Annotated in this window: 24 protein-coding genes and 1 pseudogene; 8 read left to right on the top strand and 17 right to left on the bottom strand. The window is 64.7% G+C overall.

The window, feature by feature from the left end; all coding sequences use genetic code 11:
* Window positions 1-382: 382 nt before the first annotated feature.
* From GGD61_RS26830 to GGD61_RS26820, 3 genes are all read right to left on the bottom strand, one after another.
* A complete protein-coding gene (locus GGD61_RS26830) occupies window positions 383-2959 on the bottom strand; it encodes an HAD-IC family P-type ATPase (RefSeq protein ID WP_092252457.1) in 2577 nt (858 codons plus the stop codon).
* Entirely contained in the window at window positions 2956-3123 is a 168-nt protein-coding gene (locus GGD61_RS26825) for a hypothetical protein (RefSeq protein WP_177236920.1), read from the bottom strand. Before GGD61_RS26825 ends, GGD61_RS26830 begins: the two co-directional genes overlap by 4 nt.
* A gap of 197 nt (window positions 3124-3320) precedes the next feature.
* Entirely contained in the window at window positions 3321-3464 is a 144-nt protein-coding gene (locus tag GGD61_RS26820) for a hypothetical protein (protein WP_177236919.1), read from the bottom strand.
* A 267-nt stretch (window positions 3465-3731) separates the two neighbouring features.
* Here GGD61_RS26820 and GGD61_RS26815 point away from each other — a divergent pair, with 267 nt between their 5' ends.
* A complete protein-coding gene (locus tag GGD61_RS26815) occupies window positions 3732-3887 on the top strand; it encodes a hypothetical protein (RefSeq protein ID WP_177236918.1) in 156 nt (51 codons plus the stop codon).
* Window positions 3888-3911: 24 nt separating this feature from the next.
* Here the strand turns inward: GGD61_RS26815 and GGD61_RS26810 are convergent, their stop codons facing one another.
* The gene (locus GGD61_RS26810) at window positions 3912-4598 is read right to left on the bottom strand and encodes a hypothetical protein (protein WP_092252453.1); all 687 of its coding nucleotides are present in this window, start codon (window positions 4596-4598) and stop codon (window positions 3912-3914) included.
* Between the two features lie 24 nt (window positions 4599-4622).
* Window positions 4623-5252 carry a ParB-like protein gene (locus tag GGD61_RS26805; RefSeq protein WP_183231573.1) on the bottom strand — a complete coding sequence of 210 codons (630 nt, stop codon included), beginning with the start codon at window positions 5250-5252 and terminating at the stop codon, window positions 4623-4625.
* Between the two features lie 336 nt (window positions 5253-5588).
* Between GGD61_RS26805 and GGD61_RS26800 the strand changes: the two genes are divergently transcribed.
* The 6 genes from GGD61_RS26800 to GGD61_RS26775 all read left to right on the top strand — a co-directional run bounded on the left by GGD61_RS26800 (window position 5589) and on the right by GGD61_RS26775 (window position 10362).
* On the top strand, window positions 5589-5930 hold the full coding sequence (locus GGD61_RS26800) for a hypothetical protein (protein WP_018320952.1): 342 nt from the start codon (window positions 5589-5591) through the stop codon (window positions 5928-5930).
* Window positions 5931-6153: 223 nt separating this feature from the next.
* Window positions 6154-6441 (top strand): acyl carrier protein, encoded by a 288-nt coding sequence (locus GGD61_RS26795; RefSeq protein WP_007592476.1) that lies wholly within the window; start codon window positions 6154-6156, stop codon window positions 6439-6441.
* A gap of 10 nt (window positions 6442-6451) precedes the next feature.
* Window positions 6452-6922 (top strand): 3-hydroxyacyl-ACP dehydratase FabZ family protein, encoded by a 471-nt coding sequence (locus tag GGD61_RS26790; protein ID WP_018320951.1) that lies wholly within the window; start codon window positions 6452-6454, stop codon window positions 6920-6922.
* Window positions 6919-8124 carry a beta-ketoacyl-ACP synthase gene (locus tag GGD61_RS26785; protein ID WP_018320950.1) on the top strand — a complete coding sequence of 402 codons (1206 nt, stop codon included), beginning with the start codon at window positions 6919-6921 and terminating at the stop codon, window positions 8122-8124. Before GGD61_RS26790 ends, GGD61_RS26785 begins: the two co-directional genes overlap by 4 nt.
* 19 nt (window positions 8125-8143) lie before the next feature.
* Window positions 8144-9421 (top strand): beta-ketoacyl-ACP synthase, encoded by a 1278-nt coding sequence (locus tag GGD61_RS26780; RefSeq protein ID WP_018320949.1) that lies wholly within the window; start codon window positions 8144-8146, stop codon window positions 9419-9421.
* Between the two features lie 8 nt (window positions 9422-9429).
* Window positions 9430-10362, top strand: a complete 933-nt coding sequence (locus GGD61_RS26775; RefSeq protein ID WP_092252445.1) for a lipid A biosynthesis lauroyl acyltransferase — start codon at window positions 9430-9432, stop codon at window positions 10360-10362.
* Between the two features lie 39 nt (window positions 10363-10401).
* Here GGD61_RS26775 and GGD61_RS26770 read toward each other — a convergent pair whose 3' ends face one another.
* From GGD61_RS26770 to GGD61_RS26735, 8 genes and pseudogenes are all read right to left on the bottom strand, one after another.
* Window positions 10402-11514: a polyamine ABC transporter substrate-binding protein gene (locus tag GGD61_RS26770; RefSeq protein WP_183231572.1), complete on the bottom strand. Its 1113-nt coding sequence runs from the start codon at window positions 11512-11514 to the stop codon at window positions 10402-10404.
* A 2-nt stretch (window positions 11515-11516) separates the two neighbouring features.
* Window positions 11517-12699 (bottom strand): annotated as a pseudogene (locus GGD61_RS26765) (aminotransferase).
* 7 nt (window positions 12700-12706) lie between these two features.
* Entirely contained in the window at window positions 12707-13033 is a 327-nt protein-coding gene (locus GGD61_RS26760) for a rhodanese-like domain-containing protein (RefSeq protein ID WP_026202463.1), read from the bottom strand.
* A gap of 158 nt (window positions 13034-13191) precedes the next feature.
* On the bottom strand, window positions 13192-15120 hold the full coding sequence (locus GGD61_RS26755; RefSeq protein ID WP_183231571.1) for a potassium transporter Kup: 1929 nt from the start codon (window positions 15118-15120) through the stop codon (window positions 13192-13194).
* 140 nt (window positions 15121-15260) lie between these two features.
* Complete coding sequence (locus GGD61_RS26750) at window positions 15261-17159, bottom strand: potassium transporter Kup (RefSeq protein WP_018320943.1); 1899 nt, start codon at window positions 17157-17159, stop codon at window positions 15261-15263.
* 173 nt (window positions 17160-17332) lie between these two features.
* Entirely contained in the window at window positions 17333-18163 is an 831-nt protein-coding gene (locus tag GGD61_RS26745) for a flagellar motor protein MotB (protein WP_018320942.1), read from the bottom strand.
* Between the two features lie 23 nt (window positions 18164-18186).
* The gene (locus GGD61_RS26740; protein ID WP_018320941.1) at window positions 18187-18960 is read right to left on the bottom strand and encodes a motility protein A; all 774 of its coding nucleotides are present in this window, start codon (window positions 18958-18960) and stop codon (window positions 18187-18189) included.
* Between the two features lie 213 nt (window positions 18961-19173).
* Window positions 19174-19998, bottom strand: coding sequence for an SDR family NAD(P)-dependent oxidoreductase (locus GGD61_RS26735; RefSeq protein WP_092252437.1), 825 nt, complete (start codon window positions 19996-19998; stop codon window positions 19174-19176).
* Window positions 19999-20097: 99 nt separating this feature from the next.
* On the opposite strand from GGD61_RS26735, the gene GGD61_RS26730 reads away from it, so the two are divergent.
* Window positions 20098-20415: a hypothetical protein gene (locus GGD61_RS26730; RefSeq protein ID WP_183231570.1), complete on the top strand. Its 318-nt coding sequence runs from the start codon at window positions 20098-20100 to the stop codon at window positions 20413-20415.
* Here the strand turns inward: GGD61_RS26730 and GGD61_RS26725 are convergent.
* The 4 genes from GGD61_RS26725 to GGD61_RS26710 form a co-directional block, all read right to left on the bottom strand.
* A complete protein-coding gene (locus GGD61_RS26725) occupies window positions 20409-21128 on the bottom strand; it encodes an RraA family protein (RefSeq protein ID WP_028145264.1) in 720 nt (239 codons plus the stop codon). The genes GGD61_RS26730 and GGD61_RS26725 overlap by 7 nt on opposite strands.
* A 122-nt stretch (window positions 21129-21250) precedes the next feature.
* Window positions 21251-22135 (bottom strand): phosphatidylcholine/phosphatidylserine synthase, encoded by an 885-nt coding sequence (locus GGD61_RS26720; RefSeq protein WP_018320936.1) that lies wholly within the window; start codon window positions 22133-22135, stop codon window positions 21251-21253.
* 87 nt (window positions 22136-22222) lie between these two features.
* Entirely contained in the window at window positions 22223-22945 is a 723-nt protein-coding gene (locus tag GGD61_RS26715) for a phosphatidylserine decarboxylase (protein ID WP_312012744.1), read from the bottom strand.
* 54 nt (window positions 22946-22999) lie between these two features.
* The gene (locus GGD61_RS26710; RefSeq protein ID WP_092252433.1) at window positions 23000-24958 is read right to left on the bottom strand and encodes an ABC transporter ATP-binding protein/permease; all 1959 of its coding nucleotides are present in this window, start codon (window positions 24956-24958) and stop codon (window positions 23000-23002) included.
* Window positions 24959-25019: the final 61 nt, after the last annotated feature.

The following is a 25019-nucleotide window of genomic DNA, read 5'->3' as shown; positions in this document are numbered from 1 at the left end:
CGGCCTTGCTCGACCACGACGGGCGGAAGATCCGATGCTCCACTCACGCCCTGGGCTTGCGCGTTGCCGCCAAAGGCGATGGCCGGAGGAAGCACGAGAAGACCGCACAACGTCGACACGCATCCGCGCTTCGTTGCGCGTGCGTGAAACACAAATTCCAGCATTCCCAGTCCCCGAATTTACGGGGACGACCATGCAAAGACTCCGAACGCACAATCAAAGTCTTTCGGACATTCACGTCGTAGAATCTATGTAGACTAGACCTGTTCTAATGAAACGACGTCAGCATCTCGCAGGCGTCTTCCGTTGGCTGCACGAATTCCCGACGCTGAACGAATTCCGCCGCGCGCCGCGATGAGCGATCGACCTGCCGCGTCACGATCTAGAATCGCAAGCGTCGTGCCCATATGGGTTTCAGCAGTTCGAGCACCGTGAGCACCAGCAATCCCGCGCCGAGCGTGACCATCAGATCGTCCAGGTGCAGGGGGCCGAAACGAAACAGACTGGACGCGGGTGACCAGAACAGGGCCGCGGCGAGAACGAGCGCGATCGACAGGAATATCCAGAGCAAAGCCGGGTTCGGACGGAAGAAGGCTGACAAGAACGACGCGCTGAAGGACCGGTTGACCAGCACCAGCGCGACGACGCAGACGACCAGCGCGATGAAAGCCAGCGTACGCGCCTCGTCGGGTGGAATACCGGAACGAAGCGCAACGACGAAGATCACGGCGATCAAGGCAAATGCCATGACGCCTTGAAGGATGCTCCAGCCGACCAAAGCCCACGAGAACAATTCCGCATCGGCGCGCCGCGGCGGGCGCATCATGACATCGCGCTCCTCCCGCTCGGCTTCGAACACGAGCGAGCAGACCGGGTCGATGATCAGCTCCAGAAACGCAATGTGAACGGGTCCGAGAATCAGAGGCAGCCCGAAAACCAGCGGAAGCAGGGCCAGCCCCGCGATCGGAACGTGGACGGCGAAAATGAAGGCCATCGCCTTGCGGAGATTGTCGTAGATCCGGCGCCCCAGCCGGATCGATGCAACGATGGAGCCGAAATCGTCGTCGAGCAGGACGATCGAGGATGCCTCGCGGGCGACATCGGTGCCGCGGCCGCCCATCGCGATCCCGATATGGGCCGCCTTCAGGGACGGCGCGTCGTTGACGCCGTCGCCGGTCATCGCGACGATCTCGCCGTTGCGCTTCATCGCCTGAACGATCCGCAGCTTCTGCTCCGGCAGGACCCGCGCGAACACGTTCACGTTCCCGACGAGGGCCTCCAGCCCGCTCTCGTCCGCGAGCTTGATCTGCTCACCGGTCGCGACCTCGTTGACGTCGAGCCCGGCCTGCCCGGCGATCGCCATGGCGGTCGCCGGATAGTCGCCCGTGATCATGACGACGCGGATGCCGGCCGAACGACATTCGGCCACCGCCTCGGGGACGTGCGGACGCAGCGGATCGGCCAACCCGACCAGACCGAGGAAGCGAAACGAAAAACCTTCCTGCGAGCTCGGCAGGATCTCAGCCTCGCAGGTCGCTGCGGCCACGCCGAGCACGCGAAGACCGTCCTTCGCCATCGCCGCGACCGCATCCCGCAGCGCGTCCTGGTCCGCACCGTCCAATTTACAGAGGCGCGCAATCGCTTCGGGAGCACCTTTGGCCGAGGCGAACAATCCCTGGGACGATTGCCAAACCTGGGTCATCGCCAGCAGCTCGGGACGCAGGCCGTAGGTGCGGATCAAGGTTCGAGCACCCGGGAATTCATCACCCTCCGGCAGGCTCGCCTGCGCGAACGCGTGCAGGGCCTTCTCCATTGGATCGAATGGTTGGGGCGAGCTCGCCAGAGCACTGCAACGCGCCAGCTCGAAAAACTCCGCTCCGACGGACGCCGGTCGCGAAGACACGAGGCGCACGCTCGTCCCGTCGCGTAGCCTCAGCTCCGCAACCGACATCCGGTTCTGCGTCAGCGTGCCGGTCTTGTCGGTGCACAGCACTGTAGCGGAGCCGAGCACCTCGATCGCGGCCGCGCGCCGCGTCAGCACCCGCGCCTTCGAGATCCGCCAGGCGCCCATGGCCATGAACACCGTGAGGACGACGGCGAACTCCTCAGGCAGCATGGACATGCCGATCGCGATGCCTCCGAGCATCGCCTGCAGCCAATCCCCGCGCAGCGTTCCGTAAAGCAGGACGGCCGCCAAGCTGATCATCGCGCCGCCGAGAAAGCAAAGCCGGACGAGCCGTGCGGTCTGCTGCTGCAGCCGCGGCGGCTCCGGCTGCAAGCCATGCAGCGACAGTCCGATCTTCCCGATCTCGCTGCGAGGGCCGGTAGCCTTGACCTCGGCGAGGCCCTCGCCTCGCACGACCAGCGAGCCCGAATACACGAAAGGCAAATCATCGCCGCCCGGGCGATGCTCAGCCAAGCCGGCCTTTTCAGTCAAGGAAGCTTTGGCGACCGGCGCGTTGAGGGCCTGCTTGCGAACCGGGAACGATTCTCCGGTCAGCAGGGACTCATCGACCGCCAGATCACGCGCGCTGACGAGCACCGCATCCGCCGGAATCCGATCGCCCTCGGCCAGGACGAGGAGATCGCCGCGGACGACGTCCCGGCCCGCGATGCGCCGGCGCTCCCCGTCCCTGACCACGAGCGCTCGCGGACTGGTCAACTCTCGCAACGCCTCCAGCACGCGCTCGGTGCGGGTTTCCTGCACGATCGTGATCACGACGGAGATGGCGCCGAATGCCAGCAGGAGCAGCGCCTCGCGAAGGTCGCCGAGCAGCAGGTAGACCAGCCCGCCGCACAGAAGGAGGGCGAGCATCGGCTCGCGCAGCACCTCGAGCACGATGCGCAGCGGCGTGCGCCGTTCGGGCCGAGGCAGTTCGTTGTAACCTTCCTGCTGCAGCCGCAGCCCGGCCTCGGTTTCGCTGAGCCCGGGCGAACCGCCGCTTTCTGTCTTTCTCACGTCTTCCGCCGCATGCTCCAGAGACTTCCAGCCCCCACGACGGCTGTCACCAGCAGGACGGCGACGAAGGTCTGGATGATGGTGAAGTTCAGGGCATCTCGCGCGACGAACAGCGCGGTGACCGCGCCGGCGACGATAAAGACGATGCGAAAGATGATGCTCACGGCCGTTCCTCCAGTCTTGCATGACTTGGAGCCCGGGCCCGCGACGTCGGGGCACAACGCTGCTTCTGCAACCATGCAGGCAGACTCTAACCGGTCACAGCGACGCAGACTTGCGGCAGGTCAAGCCTCACTCGGCCATCGCCGCACCTGGCCGGTCGACGGGTGCGACCTGATGTCCACGTCGGAGTGATCAGCCGCTAGCGCTTCGCCATCAACTCGAGCGCCGGAGCAAAGCGCTCCGCGAACGTCAACGACTTGGCGTGGTGAACTGCGGCAAACGATGCCGAAATCCCGACCGAAGCGACCGCGAGCAAAGCAATTGCGAAAGCCAGACGGCGCATGTTCGCCTCCTGTGTGAGCTCGTCTACCCCATAGAGATGGGACGGCTCTGTTTCAGGACGGTTTCATGGGCGCGGAAATTGATTTCACTCAAGCGCCTGTGATGGGATCCGGCTTATCTGGACGCATTCCGTAACCAACTAACAATGGTCGACGTATTTTGCAGAGGAGCGCGGCCGTGTTGGGAATTCTACATCCGCGGACACGATCCTGAGCACTGCGGCGACCAGCAGCATTCGCTGGAATGGGAGTCATCAAGGACTATTCAAATGAATATCGTGATCCAGAAGCTCAATGGCCTGTGGCACCTCATCGTCGGGTCGTACCAGATCCGAACGCCCTTCCTGGACACCCAGGACCGCGCGCTCGTGGTCACTTACGCCCGCCGCGCCTATCCCGGCGCCAGGATCTTCCAGCGCGACTGACGGGAGCGCAGGCGCCTATTCCGTTCAGAGGCACGGGGTATATCCGGTCGCCTGGAGCCCCACGATCTTTCCATCTGGATTGGCCGACCACTTCACCGAGACGTGCGTAGATCCGCAGACGAAATTGACCGGCCCGCGGTACTCGTAAGTCATCTCCCGTGAACCCGCAGGGCATGATCCGTAGCGGCGCATCGATCCCGGCCGTATCTCCGGCAACCTGCACAACGGGCGCGGCCGCGCGACGTCCGAAAAACCATCTTTCAGCAAGGATGCTCTCAACACTGCCTCGTCGGTCCCTTCCGGGAACTGCGCATTCAGGGTCGCCGTCATTGGACCATCACGGTCATTCAGAGGCGAGGCAAGCGGCTCCGCCAGGATTCTTGGAGGCGCCCAGTTGTAGCTGAGGAATAGATTCAGCGCATATCCGGTAATGGCGAAGAACAGCGAATAGAGCGCTATGGTCCGTATCCAGAGAGACGTCTCCGCTGAGACGGCCGGCAGGCGCAAGCTCAATCCGCCGCACGCCAATCCGAACGACGCAATGATGAGCAGGATCGCAACTGGCACCAAGTATGGATAGCTGGCCAGCCAGCACACCAGAACGACGGCCAGCAAGCTCCAGCCCAGCGCCCGCCCATCCCGACGGAGAAGGGCAATGAGCGGCGCGATTGCCGCCATCATCGTGAAGATGAAAACGCCCTGCTGAGGCATCACAGCACGCGATTCCCGCTGCGCCTAATCATCGTCCTCCGGACCGCACCAGCCGGGCAGGTAAATCGCATCCTTGCTCTTGGCCGCCGACATCGCCTTCTCGATCGCCTTGTCGAAATCAGCCTCCACCGCCTTGCGCGAGACTTTTCGGCGCAGGAAATCGGCCCAGAGGAATTCGGAGAACGGCGTGGTGTCCTTGGCGAAGCCGCCCAGGCGGCGCAATTCGCCGGCAAGGCTGCGGAACGGATCGTCCTTGAGATCGACAACCGATTTCGGCAGGTCGCGGAACTGTCGCCGTTCGCCCTTGGCGTCGTAAGGATAGACCCAACGCTTGTTGTCCATCACGCCCCAGAAAGCCTCGCGCTCGACCATGCGGAGGTCGCCGACGATGGTCACCAGCACCTCCTTGACGCCTTCGTCGTGCAGTGCGCGGCCGAGATGATGATGGTCGATCACATAGTACCGCGCGTCGGGGCCGTAGACGACGGGGATCATGTGCTTGCCGAGAAGATCGGCCTGCTTCTTCTTGTCATGCTCGCGCCAGCGCTTGCGCTTCTCCTTGACCTCGCGCATGCCGACCGTCATCTGCGTCGGCCGGAGCGACAGGATCGGGACCGGGTGCACTCTCGGCTCACGCGCGTTGGTCGTGGTCATGGTCGAAGGCCCCTCGCATGGATGCAGCTGACGGTTCAGGTTCCCCCGACTATGACATGGGCCTTGCGGCGGCAAAACGTGTTCGGAAGGACGCGGAGATCACAAGCCGATGTAGAGGGGAACGAAGGCGTGAAGTCCTTGGCTTGCTACCTCTGTGTTGCAGCGCAACCCCTGCATCTCTGCCGCCGACACGACGGCTGGTTCCGCGGTTGCTTCCCACCGTCCATGCACAAATAGTGCGAGCGCACAAATGCACGCTGGCATTGCGAAGATTTTCTGCAACACGTTCATCCCGTGTGCTATCTAAAATCGCTGCTTCGGAGTGATCCCCGCCCCATGACTACCCAGCGGCCCATAAGCTCTGACGACGAGCACCGGGTGCTCCAGTTCAGGCCGCGCACCTCGCCTTCCCCGACGGTCCACCGCGGTAGCGGCACCGTGCAGCCGTTGCGAGTCGCCCCCGAACCACTCGACCTGTCGCGCTACGAGAAGCCCCGCGCCGAGCCGGACGATTTCCGCCATCGCATGCTCGCCAACATCGCGGCGCTGGCCTTTACCATCGCGCTGACCGCAATCGGAATTTGGCTCGCGGTCAGCATCGCCGATCTGCGCCGGACCCAGGATTGCGTGCTGATGGGCCGTCGCGACTGCGTCAAGATCACGACGCCACATATCTAGGCCCGCCTCGCCCCGGCCCCGGCGGGCAAGGGACTCCAGCGGGGCATCCCCAGCCCTCTCTCGCCGCCTGCCCGGCTCCATTGAACTCAGGGCGGCGCTCCGATATACGGGCTTTCGACCCGGCCAGAGGGGGGTTTGAGGGCGTCATCAGGGGCGCGATGCCCACCCACCGTGCCACTCTGGATAATCTGACAAATATCCGCAATATATCAAAGGCTTAGTGATGTCTTCCACATTCGATCAGGTCGCCACGATCATCGCTGAAACCTGCGACATCCCGCGCGACACGATCACGCCGGATAGTCATGCCATTGACGATCTCGGCATCGACAGCCTCGATTTCCTTGATATCGCGTTTGCGATCGACAAGCAGTTCGGCATCAAGCTCCCGCTGGAAAAGTGGACCCAGGAGGTCAACGACGGCAAGGCGACCACCGAGCAGTATTTCGTGCTGAAGAATCTGTGCGCCCGCATCGACGAACTGGTTGCGGCCAAGGGCGCGAGCGCCTAAGCGCGCGGTCATGCAACTCGAATACTTCCACATGATTGATCGCATCGTCGACCTCAAGGTCGACGAGAAGACGATCGTCGTCGAAGCGCAGGTCCCGCAGGAGAGCACCATCTTCGAGGGGCACTTCCCGGGTTACCCCTTGATGCCCGGCGTGCTCCTGATCGAATCGATGGCGCAGGCTTCGGGCTGGCTTCAACTCGGCGTGTTCAAGTTCGAGCGCATGCCGATCCTTGCCGCCGTGAAGGAGGCCAAGGTCCGCGGCTCGGTCTTCCCAGGCGATCTCATGAGCATCGAGGCGAGCCTCGTCCATGAAGGCTCCGGCTATGCCATGACCGAAGCCAAGATCAGGGTCGGCGGCAAGCTGCGCGCGAATTCGGCGCTGACCTTCACGCTGATCCCCTTCCCCAATGCGGATATGCGCGGCTACATGACGAAAGTCGCCGAGCGCGTCGGCTTTCCGCAACAGGCCGTATCGCCATGACTGACACTGCTTCGAAGCCCGGCCAGACCGAAGTCTGGATCACCGGCATTGGACTCGCGACCTCGCTCGGCGAGGGCCTGGACGCCAACTGGGCCGCGCTTGCCGAGAAGCGCATCAATGTCGACGAGAAGGGCTTTGCGCCCTACGTCGTGCATCCCTTGACGCCTGTTAGCTTCGACAGCCAGATCCCGAAGAAGGGCGACCAGCGCCAGATGGAAGCCTGGCAGCGCATCGGCACCTATGCCGCCGGCCTTGCGCTCGATTCCGCCGGGATCAAGGGCAACAAGGACATCCTGTCGAAGATCGACATGGTGGTGGCCGCAGGCGGCGGCGAGCGCGATCTCAACGTCGACACCGGCGTCTTGACGGCCGAGGCCAAGGGGGCGAACGCGCCCGGCTTCCTCAACGAACGGCTGATGAGCGATCTCAGGCCGACGCTGTTCCTGGCGCAGCTCTCCAACCTGCTCGCGGGAAACATCGCCATCGTGCACGGACTTGGCGGCACCTCGCGCACTTTCATGGGCGAAGAGGTCGCCGGCGCCGATGCCGCCCGCATCGCGCTTGCACGCATCGCCTCGGGCGAGAGCGACATCGCGCTGGTCGGCGGCTCGCATAACGGCGAGCGCAAGGATTTGCTCGTCCTCTACGAATTCGGCGATTTCAACCTCAAGGACAAGTTCGCTCCGGTCTGGGCGCGCAAGGACCACGCTGGCTTCGCGCTGGGATCTGCCGGCGCCTTCCTGGTGCTGGAGTCGAAAGCGCACGCGCAAGCGCGCGGCGCAAAGCCGTTCGCAAGACTGTCGAGCGTGGTCGCCGACCTCGCCCGGCGCAAGCAGCCCGGCGACATGGCCGCGACGCTGGAGCAGCTGTGGGCCAAGCTGCCCAGGCGCGAAGGCAAAGGCGCGATCATCTCAGGCGCGACCGGTGCGGAGCCGGCGACCTCGGAGGAGCGCGACTTCCTGAAAGGCCATGCCGACTTCCCGGTGCGTTCGACCGGCACGATGTTCGGCCACACCATGGAGACGCAATTCCCGCTCGGCATCGCGCTCGCCGCGCTGTCGATCTCGCGCGGTGCGCTGTTCCCGCCGAACGATTCCACCGGCACCGAGATTGAAATGCAGGGAGCGCCCACCCAGATTGTGGTGGTGGGAGCCGGACACTGGCGCGGCGAAGGCATGGCGCTGGTCGAGGCAGTTAGCTAGCTCACCCGGGGGAATCGACATGACTGCACCACGCGATAAACTCGGGCGCCCCGTCGTCGTCGTCACCGGCATGGGCATCATGACCTCGCTCGGTGCCGGCAAGGCCGACAATTGGGCCAAGCTCGTTGCCGGCGAATCCGGCATCCGCACCATCACGCGCTTTCCGGTCGACGGCCTGAAGACCACGATGGCCGGCACTGTCGATTTCGTCAGCGTCGATCCGTTCTCCTCCACCGGCCTGTCCGAGCGGATGGCTGAGCTCGTGACGGAGGAAGCGCTCGAGCAGGCCGGCATCGGCGCCAAGGCCGATTTCCCGGGGCCCCTCTTCCTCGCGGTTGCGCCGGTCGAGGTCGAATGGCCGCAGCGCCGCGAGCTCGGCCGCGCCGTCGGCGCGCTCGACTTCAACTATGACGATCTCTTGCGTATCTCCGGCGGCGGCAAGTACAGCGCCTATCATCACCGCTTCATGTTCGGCTCGGTAGCCGCACATCTCGCCGAGACCTTCGGCACCAAGGGCTCGCCGATCTCGCTGTCGACGGCCTGCGCGTCCGGAGCCACCTCGATCCAGCTCGGCGTCGAGGCGATCCGCCGCGGCGAGACCGACGCTGCGCTGTGCGTCGCGACCGACGGCACCGTGAATCCGGAAGCCCTGGTACGCTTCTCGCTGCTTTCGGCGCTGTCGACCCAGAACGATCCGCCGCAGGCGGCCTCCCGCCCCTTCTCCAAGAACCGCGACGGCTTCGTCATGGCCGAAGGCGCCGGCGCGCTCGTGCTGGAAAGCTTTGAGGCCGCCACCGCGCGCGGCGCAAAGATTCTCGGCGTGATCGCCGGCTGCGGCGAGCTCACCGATTCCTTCCATCGCACCCGCTCTTCGCCCGACGGCAAGCCGATCATCGGCTGCATGAACAAGACGTTGGCCGATGCCGGCATGACGCCGGACCAGATCGACCACATCAACGCGCACGGCACCGCGACGCCCGAGAACGACAAGATGGAGTTCAACACGACATCGGCCGTGTTCGGCGAGCTCGCGCAGAAGATTCCGGTGACCTCCAACAAGTCGATGGTCGGCCACACCATCTCGGCGGCCGGCGCGGTGGAGGCGATCTTCTCGCTGCTGACGCTCGAGCATCAGCGCATCCCGCCGACGATCAACTACGAGACGCCGGATCCCACGATCCTGTTCAACGTCGTCGGCAACAAGGCGCGCGACGCCCGCGTCACCGCGGTGATGTCGAACTCGTTCGGCTTCGGCGGCCAGAACGCCTCGCTGATCCTGACCCGCGAACCGGCCTGACCGGACGCATGGCGCTGCTTCCTGCGAGGACGAAGGCCCGCGCGCGGGAGGCTGCAAAATCGATCGGCGGCAGCCTGATCGGCGCCGCCACCGTGGGCATGCTGCGCACCACGCGCTATTTCGATCCGGCCAAGACCTCGGACTTTTTCGCGCGCGTGGTGAAGCTGATCGGCCCGCGCCTGCGCGAGCACCGCATCGGCCGCGCCAACCTCACCGCGGCGTTTCCAGAGAAGTCGGCCGAAGAGATCGAAGCCATCCTGATGGGCGTCTGGGACAATCTCGGCCGCGTCGGTGCCGAATTCGCCCATATCGACCATGTCTGGGATTACGATCGCGACCATCCGGAAAAAAGCCGGATCGAATTGTCGCCGCGCAGCATCGAGCTGTTCGACCAGATTCGCGACGACGGCAAGCCGGCGCTGATCTTTGCCGCGCATCTCGCCAATTGGGAGCTGCCGGCGCTCGCTGCCGTCGCGCATGAGCTGGATACCGCGATCCTCTATCGCCGGCCGAACATCGCCTCCGCCGACCGCATCATCCAGGAGATGCGCCAGGTCAACATGGGCACGCTGATCCCGGCGGGCCGCGACGCGCCGCTGCGGCTCGCGCAGGCGCTCAAGGACGGCAAGCATGTCGCCATGCTGATCGACCAGTATCTGACCGCCGGCGTCGAGGTCACCTTCTTCGGCCGCAAGACCCGCGCCAACCCGATGCTGGCCCGCCTCTTGCGCCAGGTCGAATGCCCGATCCACGGCGTCCGCATCATCCGCCTGCCCGATGGCCGCTTTCGAGGCGAGCTCACCGAAGAGGTCAAGCCGGTGCGCGACGCCGACGGCAAGATCGACATCCAGGGCACGACCCAGGCAATCACCAGCGTGGTGGAAGGCTGGGTGCGCGAGCATCCCGAGCAGTGGCTCTGGCTGCATCGCAGGTGGCGGTAGTTACGCCGTCATTGCGAAGAGCGGAGCGACGAATGCCCCTCACCGCCCCGTCTTCACCTTGGTCCAGAGCCGGTTGATGATGCGCTGGGTCGCCGGCTCGCGCGCCGTGATGACGAACAGTTTTGCGAGCGTCGCCTCGTCCGGATAGATGTTCTTGTCGTTCAAAATCTTCGGATCGACCAGCTTCTGGCTGGCGAGGTTGCCGCTCGCGTAGGACAGGAAGTCCGAGTTCTTGGCGGCGACATCGGGCCGATAGAGATAGTTGATCAGCTCGTAGGCTTCCCTCACGTTCTTCGCATCCGCGGGGATCGCGAGATTGTCGAAGAACATCTGTGCGCCCTCCTTCGGAATGGCGTAGCCGATCTCGATGCCACTCTTCGCCTCGGCAGCACGCGCGCGGGCCTGCATGATGTCGCCGGACCAGCCGACCACGAAGCAGATCTCGCCGGTCGCGAGCGCGCTTAAGTATTCGGAGGAGTGGAATTTGCGCACGGAGGGGCGGACTTTTGCGACGACATCGGCGGCCTTCTCGAGATCGGCCTGCTTGGTCGAGTTCGGATCGAGCCCGAGATAATTCAGCGCCGCCGGAAAGATGTCGTCGGCGGAATCGAGCATGTGCACGCCGCAGTCTTTGAACTTGGCGAGGTTCTCCGGCTTGAAGACGATGTCCCAGCTGTCGATCTTGGCATCCGGCCCCAGGATCTGCTTCACCTTGGCGACGTTGTAGCCGATGCCCGTCGTGCCCCACATGTAGTTGGCGGCGTAGTTGTTGCCGGGATCGTAGGTCGCAAGGTTCTTGGTCACCATCGGCCAGGCATTTTCCAGGTTCGGCAGCTTCGACTTGTCGAGCTTCTGGAAGATGTTGGCCTTGATCTGGCGCTGCAGGAAATAGGCCGTGGGCACCACGACGTCGTAGCCGGACTTGCCGGCCATCAGGCGCGTCTCCAGCGTCTCGTTGGCATCGAAGGTGTCGTAGACGACCTTGATGCCGGTCTCCTTGGTGAAGGCCTCGAGGACATCCGGCGCCATATAGTTGGACCAGTTGTAGAAATTGACGACCCGCTCCTCGGCCCTAACGGGGGCGGAAAGCAACGTCAGCGCGGCGGCGATTGCAAAAGCACGGCAAAGCCCGGAGCGGCCGACATTGGTCATCTCTACCTCTTGCGTCCACGCACCGCGTCCGACAGCCGCTCCAGCGCGGTGTCGAGCGTCTCGTCCTTCTTGGCAAAGCAGAAGCGCACCACTGAGGTCACGGGGTCCTGCTCGTAGAAGGCCGAGACCGGGATCGCCGCCACCTTGTAGTCCTTGACGATCCGCCAGCAGAATTCGGTGTCGCTCTCGTTGAGCCCGAGCGGCGACAGGTCCACGGTGAGGAAGTAGGTGCCTTGCGACTTCAGCACGGGGAAGCCGAGGCTTTCCAGCCCCTTGGTCAGGCGGTCCCTGCTCCGCGTCAGGTCTTTCCGCATCGACAGGAAATATTCGTCCGGCTTGCCGAGGCCGTAGGCGACGGCGGCCTGCAGGTTCGGCGCCGTGGTGAAGGTCAAGAACTGATGCACCTTGGCGGCGACGCGCAGCAGCGGCGGCGCGGCGCAGACGAAGCCGATCTTCCAGCCCGTCAGCGAGAAGATCTTGCCGGCCGAGCCGACCTTGATGGTGCGCTCGCGCATGCCGGGAATGGTGATCAGCGGGATGTGCTTGTGCTCGTCGAAGGTGACGTGCTCCCAGACCTCGTCGCAGATCGCGATGACGTCGAACTCCTGACAGTAGCGTGCGAGCAGCTCGAGATCCTCGCGCGGAAAAACCACCGCGCTAGGATTCAAGGGGTTGTTGAACAGCACCGCCTTGGTCTTTGAATTGAAGACGCTTTTCAGCATGTCCTCATTCAGCCGCCAGTGCGGCGGCTCGAGCCCGTACGAGGCGCGGAATGCCACCGGCCTGGCGGATGATCGGCAGATAGGAATCGTAGACCGGCTGGAAGCAGACCACCTCGTCGCCGGGCTGGACCACCGCGAGGATGGCCGAGGTCAGCGCCTCGGTGCCGCCGGAGGTGACCATCACCTCGCTCATCGGATCGAGCTTGAGCCCGTGCCAATGGCCGTAATGGGTCGCGATCGCCTGGCGCAGCTCCGGCAGGCCCATCATCGAGGGGTACTGGTTGTAGCCGTTCAGCGAGGCCTCGGCCGCGGCGCGGCGGATGTCCTCCGGGCCCGGATCGTCGGGAAAGCCCTGGCCGAGATTGATGGCAGCATTGTCGCGCGCGGCCTGCGACATCGCCTCAAAGATGGTGACGGGAAGGTCGGCGAAGACCTTGTTCAGCGAGGAGCTCTTGGACGTCATCGCGAGGTCAGCCACCGACCTTGCTGGGAAGCCCCGCCGCCTTCCAGCCAAGCATGCCGCCGGCCAGATGCTTGTCGTAAGGCAGGCCCGCCGCCTGCGCCGCGAGCGAGGCCGTTACCGAGCGTTTGCCCGAGCGGCAAGCGAATACGACGTCCTTGCCCTGGGGATCGGGGATCGCCTTGGGATCGAAGGTCGAGAGCGGCACCACGACGCCGTAGGGATAGGCCTCGGCTTCGACCTCGTTCGGCTCGCGCACGTCGACGAGGAGATAGCGGCCCTCCGCGACACCCTTGGAGACCTCGTCCGGGGTCAGATCCTGCACCTGGTTTGCCACATCATCCTCCAACGTCGCGCGTGCCAGCCGGACCTATCCCGGCCGGCGGCAACCTCGCCTCTCGGCTCACGAAAATCAAGCGCTACAAAGGCTTGAGCCGCGCGGCGCAAGTTAAAGCTAAATCGCAGCGACTTGAAGTGCGGCGTTGGTTCGGCCGCCTAGATCGTCACCTGCGTTCCGACCTCGACCACGCGGCCTGAGGGGATCTGGAAATAGTCGGTGGCGTCGTTGGCGGAGCGGCTGAGCGAGATGAACAGCCGGTCCTGCCAGCGCGGCATGCCGGAATGGGCGGCCGGTTTCAGCGCCCGGCGCGACAGGAAGAACGAGGTCGACATGATGTCGAACTGCCAGCCCAGCTTGCGGGCGATGGCGAGCGCCTTCGGCACGTTGGGCGATTCCATGAAGCCGAACTTCAGCGTCACCTTGGAGAAGGTCGGCGAGATCTGCTCCAGCTTGACCCGCTCGGCCGGATCGATGCGGGGGGTCTGCGCGGTTTCGATGGTGAGAATGACGTTCTTCTCATGGAGCACCTTGTAGTGCTTCAGACTATGCATCAGCGCCGTCGGCGCGCTGAGCGGGTCGGAGGTCAGGAACACGGCGGTTCCCGGCACCCGCTGCGGCGGCCGCTTCTCCAGCATCGCGACGAGGTCGGCCAGCGGGAATTCGAGCTTGCGCGACTTCTCGAACAAGAGCCGGCTGCCGCGCCGCCACGTGTACATCAGGATGATCATGAGCGTGCCGAGCGCGAGCGGCACCCATCCGCCCTCGAATACCTTCAGCAAATTGGCGGCGAGGAAGGTCAGGTCGAGGAACAGGAACGGCGCAATCAGAGCGGCCGCGGTGAACGGCGACCATCGCCAGACCTTCCAGATCACGACGAAGCCCATCATCGCCGTCACCACCATGGTCCCCGTGACGGCGATGCCATATGCGGACGCCAGCGCACTGGAGGAACGGAACAAGAGCACCATCAGTATAACGGCGACCAGCAGCAGCTGGTTGATGCGCGGGATGAAGATCTGGCCGGAATGGGCTTCGGATGTATGGCGAATTTCAAAGCGCGGCAGCAGCCCGAGCTGGATCGCCTGGCGCGTCAGCGAATAGGCGCCGGTAATGACCGCCTGGCTCGCGATCACGGTGGCCATGATAGCAAGCAGGACCATTGCGCCCCGGATCCAGCCTTGCGGAAACAACTGGAAGAACGGGCTCACGATCGCGCCGGGATCATCCAGGACGAGTGCCCCCTGCCCCAGATAGTTCAGCGCCAGCGACGGCAGCACGACGAACAGCCAGGCGGTCTGGATCGGCCGCTTGCCGAAATGGCCGAGGTCGGCATAGAGCGCCTCGGCGCCGGTCACCGCCAGGAACACCGCGCCCAGCGTCACGAAGCCGATGATGCCGTGGTGGATCATGAACGACACGGCGTAGAGCGGGTTCAGCGCCAGCAGCACCTGCGGCTGCCGCATGATCGGACCGACTGCGGCGATCGCGATCGCCGCGAACCAGACGCACATGACCGGACCGAAGAACGCCGCGACGCTCGCCGTGCCGCGCGATTGCACGGCGAACAGGCAGACAAGGATCACCAAAGTCAGCGGAACAATGTAAGGCTCGAATGTGAGCGTGATGTCCTTCATGCCTTCGACGGCCGACAGCACCGATTGCGCCGGCGTGATCACGGCGTCGCCGTAGAACAGGGCGCCGGAAATGATGCCGAGCAGGACGATGGTGGTGCCGCCCGTGCCGACCGCGCGCTGGGCCAGCGCCATCAGCGCCAGCGTGCCGCCCTCGCCGTTGTTGTCGGCGCGGAGCAGGATCACGACATATTTGAGCGTCACCACGACGATGAGCGCCCACAGGATCAGCGAGAGCACGCCCAGCACGGCCGCGGGCGTCGCGAGCCCTTCGGTGCCCGAGGCCGCCGTCACCGCCTCGCGGAACGCGTAGAGCGGGCTGGTGCCGATGTCGCCGTAGACGACGCCGATGCTGCCGAGGGTCAGCGCACCGAAACGGGCGGTGGTGTGGGCCTCGCCATGGCCATTGGCCGCCGCCGTTTCCGGGGCGGAAATCACTACATCGCTTGTCATGGGAGAGCCCAGTGGCCTCTAAAATGCTTCACTGCACAACGGCGGAAGAGCGCGCGGCTTATAGTCCTGCGCTACCGGCATAGCCTAGCCCGATTCCGGGGCTTAGACATGCAAATTTGCATGACTAAGGCAGTTGCGTTCTAGATGGTGACTTGGGTTCCGACTTCAACCACCCGTCCCGTGGGGATCTGGAAGTAATCGGTGGCGTCGTTGGCGGACCGGCTCAGCGCGATGAACAAATGGTCCTGCCAGAGCGGCATGCCCGACTGCGCCGACGCCTTCAGCGACCTCCGGGACACGAAGAATGACGTCGACATGATGTCGAACTGCCAGCCCTGCTTGCGCGCGATCGCAAGTGCCTTGGGCACGTTCGGCTGCTCCATGTAGCCGAAGCGCAGGCGGACTTTCGAGAACTTGTCGCTGATCTTCTCCATACGGAAACGCTCCGCCAGATCGACCCGGGGCGTATGCGCGGTCTCGATGGTCAGGATCACGTTGTGCTCGTGCAGCACCTTGTTGTGCTTGAGATTGTGCAGCAGCGCGGTCGGCACAAAGGAGGGATCGCTGGTCAGGAACACCGCGGTGCCCTTGACGATGTGCGGGGGCCGCTTCTCCAGGCTGCGGATCAGATCGTCCAGCGGCACCTCGATCCGGCGCGTCTTCTGGATCAGGATTCCGGAGCCCTTCCGCCAGGTCCAGATCGTTCCCGCCATGGCCACGCCGAACAGCAGCGGCACCCAGGCGCCCTCAAGCAGCTTCAAGAGATTGGCGCTGAAGAAGCTCAGATCGACGATGACGAAGGGCATGATCACGGCCGCAGCCGTGGCAGCGCGCCAATTCCACAATTTCCAGATCACGATGAAGCCCATGATGCCGTCGGCGACCATGGTGGTGGAGACTGCGATGCCGTAGGCCGAGGCCAGATTGCTGGGAGTGTGGAACAGCAGCACCAGCAGCATCACGCCGATCAGCAGCAGCCGGTTCACCCGCGGCAGGTAGATCTGGCCGGCGTGAGTCTCGGAGGTGTAGCGGACCTCGAAGCGCGGCAAGAGACCGAGCTGTACCGCCTGATAGACCAGCGAATAGGCGCCGGTGATCACCGCCTGGCTCGCGATCACCGTCGCGGCGGTCGCAAGCCCGACCAGCGGCAGCACCAGGCTCTCGGGCACCATGCGATAGAACGAGTGCTCGATCGCGCTGGGATCGGACAGCACCAGCGCGCCCTGCCCGAAATAGTTGATCAAGAGCGCGGGCAGCACGAAGAACATCCAGGCCGACTGGATCGGCTTGCGGCCGAAATGGCCGAGATCGGCATAGAGCGCCTCGCCCCCGGTCACCGCCAGGAACACTGCGCCGAGGGTCACAAGACCAATCGTGCCGTGCGACAGCACGAACTGCACGGCGTAATAGGGATTGATCGCCGCCAGCACGGACGGATCGTCGGCGATGTGGACGGCTCCCATCACGGCGATGACGGTGAACCAGATCACCATCACCGGCCCGAAGGCCGAGGCGACCAGCGCGGTCCCCTTGCTCTGGACCGCGAACAGCAACGCCAGAATAAGGACCGTGAGCGGCACGACGTAATGCTCGAACGCGGGGGTTGCGAGCTTCAGGCCTTCGACCGCCGATAGCACTGAGATCGCCGGCGTGATCATGGAATCGCCGATGAACATGGAGGCGCCGACCACACCGAGGGCGAGCAGGAACCAGCTCCGCCGCCCGAGCGCGCGCTGCCCGAGCGCCATCAGCGAGAGCGTGCCGCCCTCCCCGTTGTTGTCGGCCCGCAGCAGCAGCAGCACGTATTTGGCGGTGACGACGATCAGCAGCGCCCACAGGATCAGGGAGAGCACGCCGAGAACCATGACCCGCGAGACTGGCTCGCCATGGGCGGCGCCCCTGACAGCCTCGTGGAATGCGTAGAGCGGCGAAGTGCCGATATCGCCGAAGACGACGCCGATGCTCCCGAGCGTAAGGGACCAAAAGCCTGAAGTGACCGGCCCGTCCTGGGTCTCGGCCTGTGTGATGCTCGCCGTCATGAGGGTGGAAAACGCTTCTTCCCTGGAATTGATCCGGCGCCTTTTGACGCTTCCGGCGCGCCTGTCAATCGGCGCACCACCATAGCAGGCGCCGAGCTGGATGCTGTGACGCCGCAGCCACGCTCATCGCCAGCGCGACGACATGCCTCAGGTAAGATGGTAGCGCAAGGGGGTTAGGGCTTCAGATTCGGCGGCAGCGGCGGATCTTCGCGCATCAGGGTGATGGTCACCCGCCGGTTGGCCGCGAGCGAAGGATCGTCCGGAAACAGCGGCTGGGTGTCCGCCTTGCCGGAGACAGCGAAGATGTGCGACGGCGGCAGGCCCTCGCGTTCGAGGATCTGGCGCACGGCATTGGCGCGGTCGGCCGACAGATCGAAGGCGCCGTAGTCGCTGCGGGTCGGCACGAAGCCGGCCGCAGTGTGGCCGGCGATGGAGACGCGCAGCGGCGTGGCCTTGAGCGGGATCGCGAGCTTCTCGACCAGACGGCGGGTGCGATCATAGGGCACCTTGGAGCCGTCGGCGAACATCGAACGGCCGTCCTGGTCGACAATCTCCAGATTGAGACCCTGCTTGGTCTCCTCGAACATGATATGCTTGGACATCTCGGTCAGCTCCGGCATGTCCTGCAACGCCTGGCGCAGCGAGGCTGCGGCGAGCGCGAAATTGCGGTCGACCTTGATCTTCGCGCCCGACGTGCGGTCGCGATCCTCCTGGTCCGGCGTCGGCGTGTTGGAGGCATCCTCGGGCTGGATATGGTCGACGTTCTTCAGCCGCGGGCGGGTCGGCAAACCGTCGGACTCGACGATGCCGGCATAGCGCGCTTCGCTCTGCACGCCGAAGGCGTCGCGCATCGATCCCGCGACGATCTTCAGCTTGTTGGCGTCCTGCGTCGAGAACGCCACGAGCATCACGAAGAAGCTCATCATCAGGCCCATGAGGTCGGCGAAGGTCACGAACCAGCCGTGACCGCCTCCATGGGCATCGCCGCGTTTCTTCTTGGCCATGTCTCAAATCCCGGCGGGCGGACTTACGCCGGCACCGGCTCGCCCTCGGCGTGGCGATGCTTCTCCGGCAGGTAGGCCAGCAGCATTTCGCGCACCAGGGTCGGGCTCTTGGAGTCGCGGATCATCAGGATGCCGTCGATGATCAGCGTGCGGTTGGTCTCCTCGTCCAGCAGCTTGCCGTGCAGCTTGTCGGCGATCGGCAGACAGAACAGGTTCGCGACCAGCGCGCCGTAAAGCGTGGCGAGCAGCGCGGTCGCCATGAACGGGCCGAGCTTGGAAGGGTCGGTCATGTTGGCGAACATCTGCACCATGCCGATCAGGGTGCCGATCATGCCGAAGGCCGGAGCGCAGTCGCCGATGGCGCGGTAGATCTTGCTGCCCTCGTCGAGGTGCATGAGGAAGTTGTCGCGGTCGCGCTCGAGATTGTCGCGGATGAAGTCGAGGTCGTAGCCGTCGGCGACGTAGCGGATGCCCTTGGCGAGGAAGGGCTCGTCGGTCTCGACCTTTTCCAGACCCACCGGGCCCTGCTTGCGGGCGATCTCGGCGATGCGGGCGAGCTCGTCGACGAGGTCGTGCGCCGACAGGCGGCTCATGGTGAAGGCGAACTTGGCGCCGAGCGGAAGGCCGTGCAGGAGCGCCGAGAGCGGAAAGCGGATCATGGTGGCGGAGATCGAGCCGCCGAAGATGATGATCATGGCATGTTCGGAGATGAACATGTGAAGGTCGCCGCCCATGAAGATCATCATCGTGATGACGATGATGCCCGCAATGAGCCCGACGCTCGTCATGATATCCATGGGATACTCCAACGCGTACGCAACAACGGCCGTCCTGGCCGCTGGCGCGGCCCAACCCCGAACCGCATCGGAAACCCTAGAGTGCCGCCCTTAAAGCCGCGTAAAGGTTAAGTTGAGCCGGCGCGCCAGACCGGCGTAGCGCATCGGGATGAGGCCGGCTTTGCCGATGGCCGACACGAATTTCAACACTTTGCTAACCATGATTGCGGCGCGCTAGCGTGCCAGGCCCGTCAGCTTCAGGCTCAGTTCGCGCAGGCGCTTGCGGGCAGCTGCATCGTAGGCCTGCGGATTGGCACGCGCCTCGTTCATGCCGTTGAAGAACAGCCCGCTCTTGCCTGCGACATCGTCACCCTCGACGAGGCGCAGGATCGCCGCGCCGCCCTGCTCCACCGTCGAGATCGGCGTGACGCCGCCGGCGCGCACCATCGTGGTGTTCATGTAGGTCGCCGGATGCAGCGCATTCACGGTGATGCCCGCGCCCTTCAGTTCGTCCGCGAGGTCGATGGTGAACATGATCTGGGAGAGCTTGCTCTGTGCATAGGCACGCGAACCGCTGTAGCCCTGCGTGATCATGACGTCATCGAAATCGATCGGATGCTGGCCGAGGGAGGCGACGTTGACGATCCGCGACGGCGCCGCGGACTTCAGCAGCGGCAGCAACAGATGGGCCAGCAAGAAACCCGAGAGATAGTTTACGGCAAACCGCAGCTCGTGACCGTCGGCGCTAACTTGCCGCTGCGGGCCGTCGTTCTGCGAACCGATGCCGGCGTTGCTGACGAAGACGTCGAGACGCTGGTGATCGCGGATGAGCGCTTCGGCGAGCGCACGCGTACCCGACATCGACGACAGATCGGCCTGATAGAAGGTCGGCGCGGCACCGCCGGCTTTCGCGATCTCGTCGCTCAACACCTTCGCACGCGCCGCATCGCGGCCATGGATCAGGACCCTTGCACCGTCTTCGGCCAGCCGGCGCGCGACGTAGCGGCCGACGCCGTCGGTCGAGCCGGTTACCAGGATCGTCTTGCCATTCATCTTCATCGTGCGTCCTCCGGCTGCGGCCCTGCGCCACGGGGGCGGAACCAGGGATGACTGCTATTCTAGCCCTGCAGCATGCTCCATCGCGGGAGCCGTTTTGCAATGTTGACGCTGTTCAGTCTTCTCACCGCGCTGCCTGCGGTGTTGGCGCTCCACCTGCTCGAGCCGGAACTCGTTCTACCGGCCTTCAGCCTCGTGCTCTTTGCCGAGGCCGCCTTCGCGGTGATCGCAGCGCGCTTGATCCACCTTCCGGACAATGCGGAGGACATCACGCTCTGGGACCTTGCAGGCGGCTTCACCCTGATCGGGTGCGCCGCTGCAGTGTTCGGCGAGCCGGATCAGGCCGCCCTGTTTCTGACGGAACAGGGGGGGCCCACGGCCGGTGTCGCAGCCTTAGGCCGCCCCATCACCCCTCAGTGAATCTCCGCCGAGCGCTTCAGCGCGGCCTTCAGCTTCTCGAGCGAGAAGTCGGGACTGCGGGCGATCTCCAGGATCGGCGTCTCGCGGCGGCCGCAGAGCTCGGCGGCCTCCGGCAGCTTTGCGGCGATGTCGAGCGGGATCACGATCGCACCGTGCTGGTCGGCGTGGATCAGGTCGTCGGACTTCACGGTCATGCCGGCAACGCGAACCTCGCCGCCAAAGCTTTCCGCATGCACCCAGGCATGCGACGGGCCGATCGAGCCGGCCAGCGCCTGGAAGCCCGGTGCCCATTGCGGAATGTCGCGGATCGAGCCGTCGGTGATGACGCCGAGACAACCGAGCGCCTTGTGCACGTTGCTCTGCACTTCGCCCCAGAACGCGCCGTAGCCGACGTCGGGACCGTCGATGTCCTGGATCACCGAGATGCGCGGACCATGGCCGGTGCCGACATATTCGTAATACTCGATGCGGCGCCTGGACTGCTCTTCGGCCGGAAGCGAGGATTTCAGCACCGAGCGGATCGCGACCGTGCGGGCATAGCCGACGATCGGCGGCAGGTCGGGAAACGGGCAGACCAGTTGCTTGGTGGTGTAGCCGATCAGTCGGCGCTCGGGCGCCACGATCTCCATGGCATTGCAGATCGTCGGCGTGTCATAGCGGCCCAGCGCTTCGAGGACGGAAGCGGGCAGCGGCCCGGTCGCTTTATCAGTCACGGCGTTCTCTCCCAGATTGGCGGTCGCTGTTGGCGCGATGCCGCCGGCACAGGGCGATATAGCCGAGATCAGGCCTCAACCCAACTCGGGGGGCCTCATGGCAGATATCCGCGCGTGGCCGCTCAGTGCAGCCGTCCGGGCCGGTCGTCGTCGTCGTTGGGCGGCTCCGACAAATTCGCCAGCGTCGGCGCCGACGGCGGTGACGTGACCTCGCCTCCCGACGGCGCGGTGGCGTCCATCGCGCGGGCCTGGTCGCGATAGGATTTGTAGCCGAGCGGCAAAGCGAGAAGATACAGCACCGTGCCAATCGATAGCACGTGCCAGGGATAGGCGATCAGCAGCGCGATGAAGACGATCACCGCGACGAACGCCGGCAGCACCAGCTCCGGCGGCACGCGCATGCGCTTGGTCTTGCCGGAGAACACCGGCAGGCGCGACACCATCAGGAAGGCGATCAGCAGTGTGTAGGCGGCGGTCAACCCTGCGGGCCAGCGGCCGAGATCGAGGAACGCGACATAGATCGGCAGCAGCACGGTGATCGCGCCGGCCGGCGCCGGCACGCCGGTGAAGAAATTGGCAGCGAAGGCCGGCTTGTTCGGGTCGTCCATGGTGGCATTGAAGCGCGCCAGGCGCAGGCCGCCGGAAATCGCGAACACCATGGCAGCGATCCAGCCGGCATTGCCGAGCTCGTGCAGCTGCCAGAAATACAGCATCAACCCTGGCGCGACGCCGAAATTGACGAAATCGGCGAGGCTGTCGAGCTCGGCGCCGAACTTGGACTGGCCCTTGATCATGCGCGCGATGCGCCCGTCGATACCGTCGAGCGCGGCCGCGAACACGATGGCATAGACCGCGAGCGACATCCGCCCCTCGATCGACAGCCGGATCGAGGTCAGGCCGGCGCAGATCGCCAGCAGCGTGATGACGTTGGGCACCAGCATCCGCACCGGAATCGGGCGGAACCGCCGGCGGCGCGTATCGGGGTATTTGAAGTCATAGGGCGTCATCGCGGGTCCTCACCTCAAGGCGAGATATAGCAAGCCGCGTCTCCCTCCGCCATTGCGGCGGAAGGCCCCCACAGACCGACTTATTGGTTAATTGGGGCGGTAGGCGCGGCTGGGGTCGTCTCCGGAAAGGTCGGCCAAAATCGTCTCGCCGGCGATCGCGGTCTGCCCTTCCGAGACCAGCGCTTTGCTCCCCACAGGCAGATAGACATCGAGCCGGGAGCCGAAGCGGATCAGGCCGAAGCGCTCGCCGGCGCCGATCGCCTGGCCCTCCCTGACGAAGCAGACGATGCGCTTGGCGACGAGCCCTGCGATCTGCACCACGCCGATCCGCGCCGTCGCTGTCGAGATGACCAGCGAGTTGCGCTCATTGTCCTCGCTGGCCTTGTCGAGCTCGGCATTGATGAAAAGGCCGGGCCGGTAGGCGATGCGGTCCACCCTGCCCGCTACGGGAGCGCGGTTCACGTGGCAGTTGAACACGCTCATGAACACCGAGATGCGCGGCAACGGCCGGTCGCCGAGCCCGAGCTCGGCCGGCGGCAGCGCCATGGTGATCATCGAGACGCGGCCGTCGGCCGGCGACACCACAAGCCCCTCGCGCACCGGCGTCACGCGGACGGGGTCGCGGAAGAACAGCGCGCACCACACGGTCAGGATCGTGCCGATCCACCCCAAAGGCGACCACAGCCAGAACAGGACGAGGCTTGCCAGCGCAAAGCCGCCGATGAAGGGATAGCCCTCCTTGTGGATCGGCGGGATCTGACGCTGGATCGAATCGAGAATGGACATCGGTATCTGCCGCTCGGGGTTAATGGCACGGGTCGTCGCGCGGGCCTGTTTAGGCCAGAGTTGGGACCGGAGACAAGGTCACTCCGCTGCCGCAGGCGCCGTCAGGGCGTCATCGACCGGCGGCGGCTCCCGGTTGGGTGCCTCGCTGGTATCGGCCATCTTGGCCAGCTTCTCGCGTGCCGCCTCGGCCTCACGCTGCCTGTTCCACATGCTGGCATAGAGACCGCCATGCGCGAGCAACTGGCCATGGGTCCCCCGCTCGGCAATGCGGCCCTGATCCAGCACGATGATCTCGTCAGCCCCGACGATGGTCGAAAGCCGGTGCGCGATCACCAGCGAGGTGCGGTTCTTCGCCACGCGGTCGAGCGCGCCCTGGATCTCGTGCTCGGTATGGGTATCGAGCGCCGAGGTCGCCTCGTCCAGCACCAGGATCGGCGGCGCCTTCAGGACGGTGCGCGCGATCGCGACGCGCTGCTTCTCGCCGCCGGACAGTTTGAGCCCGCGCTCGCCGACCTGGGTCTCGTAGCCCATCGGCGCCATGCGGATGAAATGGTCGATCTGCGCCAGCTGCGCCGCCTCTTCGACTTCAGCGTCATCGGCGTCCCAGCGACCGTAGCGGATGTTGTAGCGGATGGTGTCGTTGAACAGCACGGTGTCCTGAGGCACCATGCCGATCGAGGCCCGAAGCGAATCCTGCGTCACCGAGCGGATGTCCTGGCCGTCGACCAGGATCCTGCCGCCGGAGACATCATAGAGGCGAAACAGAAGCCGCGAGATGGTCGACTTGCCTGCGCCCGACGGGCCGACGATGGCAACGGTCTTGCCGGCCGGCACCTCGAAGCTGATGCCCTTGAGGATCGGGCGGGTCGGCTCATAGGCAAAGCGCACATCCTCGAAACGCACGGTGCCGGCGGAGATGACGAGGGGCGTTGCATCGGGCGCGTCCTTGATCTCGGCCTCGCGGCCGATCACGCCGAACATCTTCTCGATGTCGATGATCGCCTGCTTGATCTCGCGATAGACCATGCCCATGAAGTTGAGCGGCTGGTAGAGCTGGATCATCATGGCGTTGACCAGCACGAAATCGCCGACCGTGTTGGTGCCGTTGCGCACGCCGATCGCACACATCAGCATCGTCGCGGTCAGCCCCAGCGTGAAGATCACGGCCTGCCCGGTGTTGAGCACCGCGAGCGAGGTGTAGGTGTGGACGCTCGCCTCCTCGTAGCGCGCGACCGACTTGTCGTAGCGCTGCGCCTCGCGGGCCTCGGCGCCGAAATACTTCACGGTTTCGTAGTTGAGCAGCGAGTCGATCGCCTTGGTGTTCGCCTCGGTGTCGGAATCGTTCATCCGGCGGCGGATGCCGATCCGCCACTCGGTCGCGATGTAGGTGTAGTACATGTAGAGCGTGACCGTGATCAGGGTGGCGACCACGTAACGCCAGTCGAACTGCCAGAGCAGCACGGCCATCAGCAGCGAGACCTCGACGATGGTCGGGATCAGCTGCAGGATCACCATGCGCACGATGACCTCGATGCCCTCACGCCCGCGCTCGAGCACGCGCGTCAGACCGCCGGTCTTGCGCTCGAGGTGGAAGCGCAATGACAGCTCGTGCATGTGGACGAAGGTGATGGTGGCGAGCTTGCGCACCGCATGCATGGCGACGCGCGCGAAGATGCCGTCGCGCCATTGCGTCAGCAGCGCCATCAAGATGCGCATCACGCCGTAGCTCACGGTCAGCAACAGCGGCGAGGCGATCACCCAGAGGTGCCAATTGTCCGCCTGCACCGGCGCCGTGTTGGCGCCGGTCAGCGCATCCGTCGCCCATTTGAAGCTGAACGGCACCGTCAGCGTGATCAGCTTGGCAGCGAGCAGCAGCACAAGCGACCACACCACGCGCATCTTCAGGTCGAAGCGGTCGCCCGGCCAGATATAGGGCCACAGATGCGCCAGCGTGCCCATCAGTGTCGCCCGCTCCGGTGCGCCGCCGGGAGGAGGATCGGGAACGTCGGCGCCGTCGAACGATTGAGGTTGGTCCATCAAAAAGCCTGAAAGCCCGCCGGATGCGGGCGTCGCTGCGATTAACGATTTTCGCACGTCA

Origin of the sequence: Bradyrhizobium sp. SBR1B (assembly GCF_014198205.1) — a bacterium.
Taxonomy (GTDB): domain Bacteria; phylum Pseudomonadota; class Alphaproteobacteria; order Rhizobiales; family Xanthobacteraceae; genus Bradyrhizobium.
Note: the sequence above shows the minus strand (reverse complement) of the source record. Positions and strands in the feature narration are given on the sequence as shown.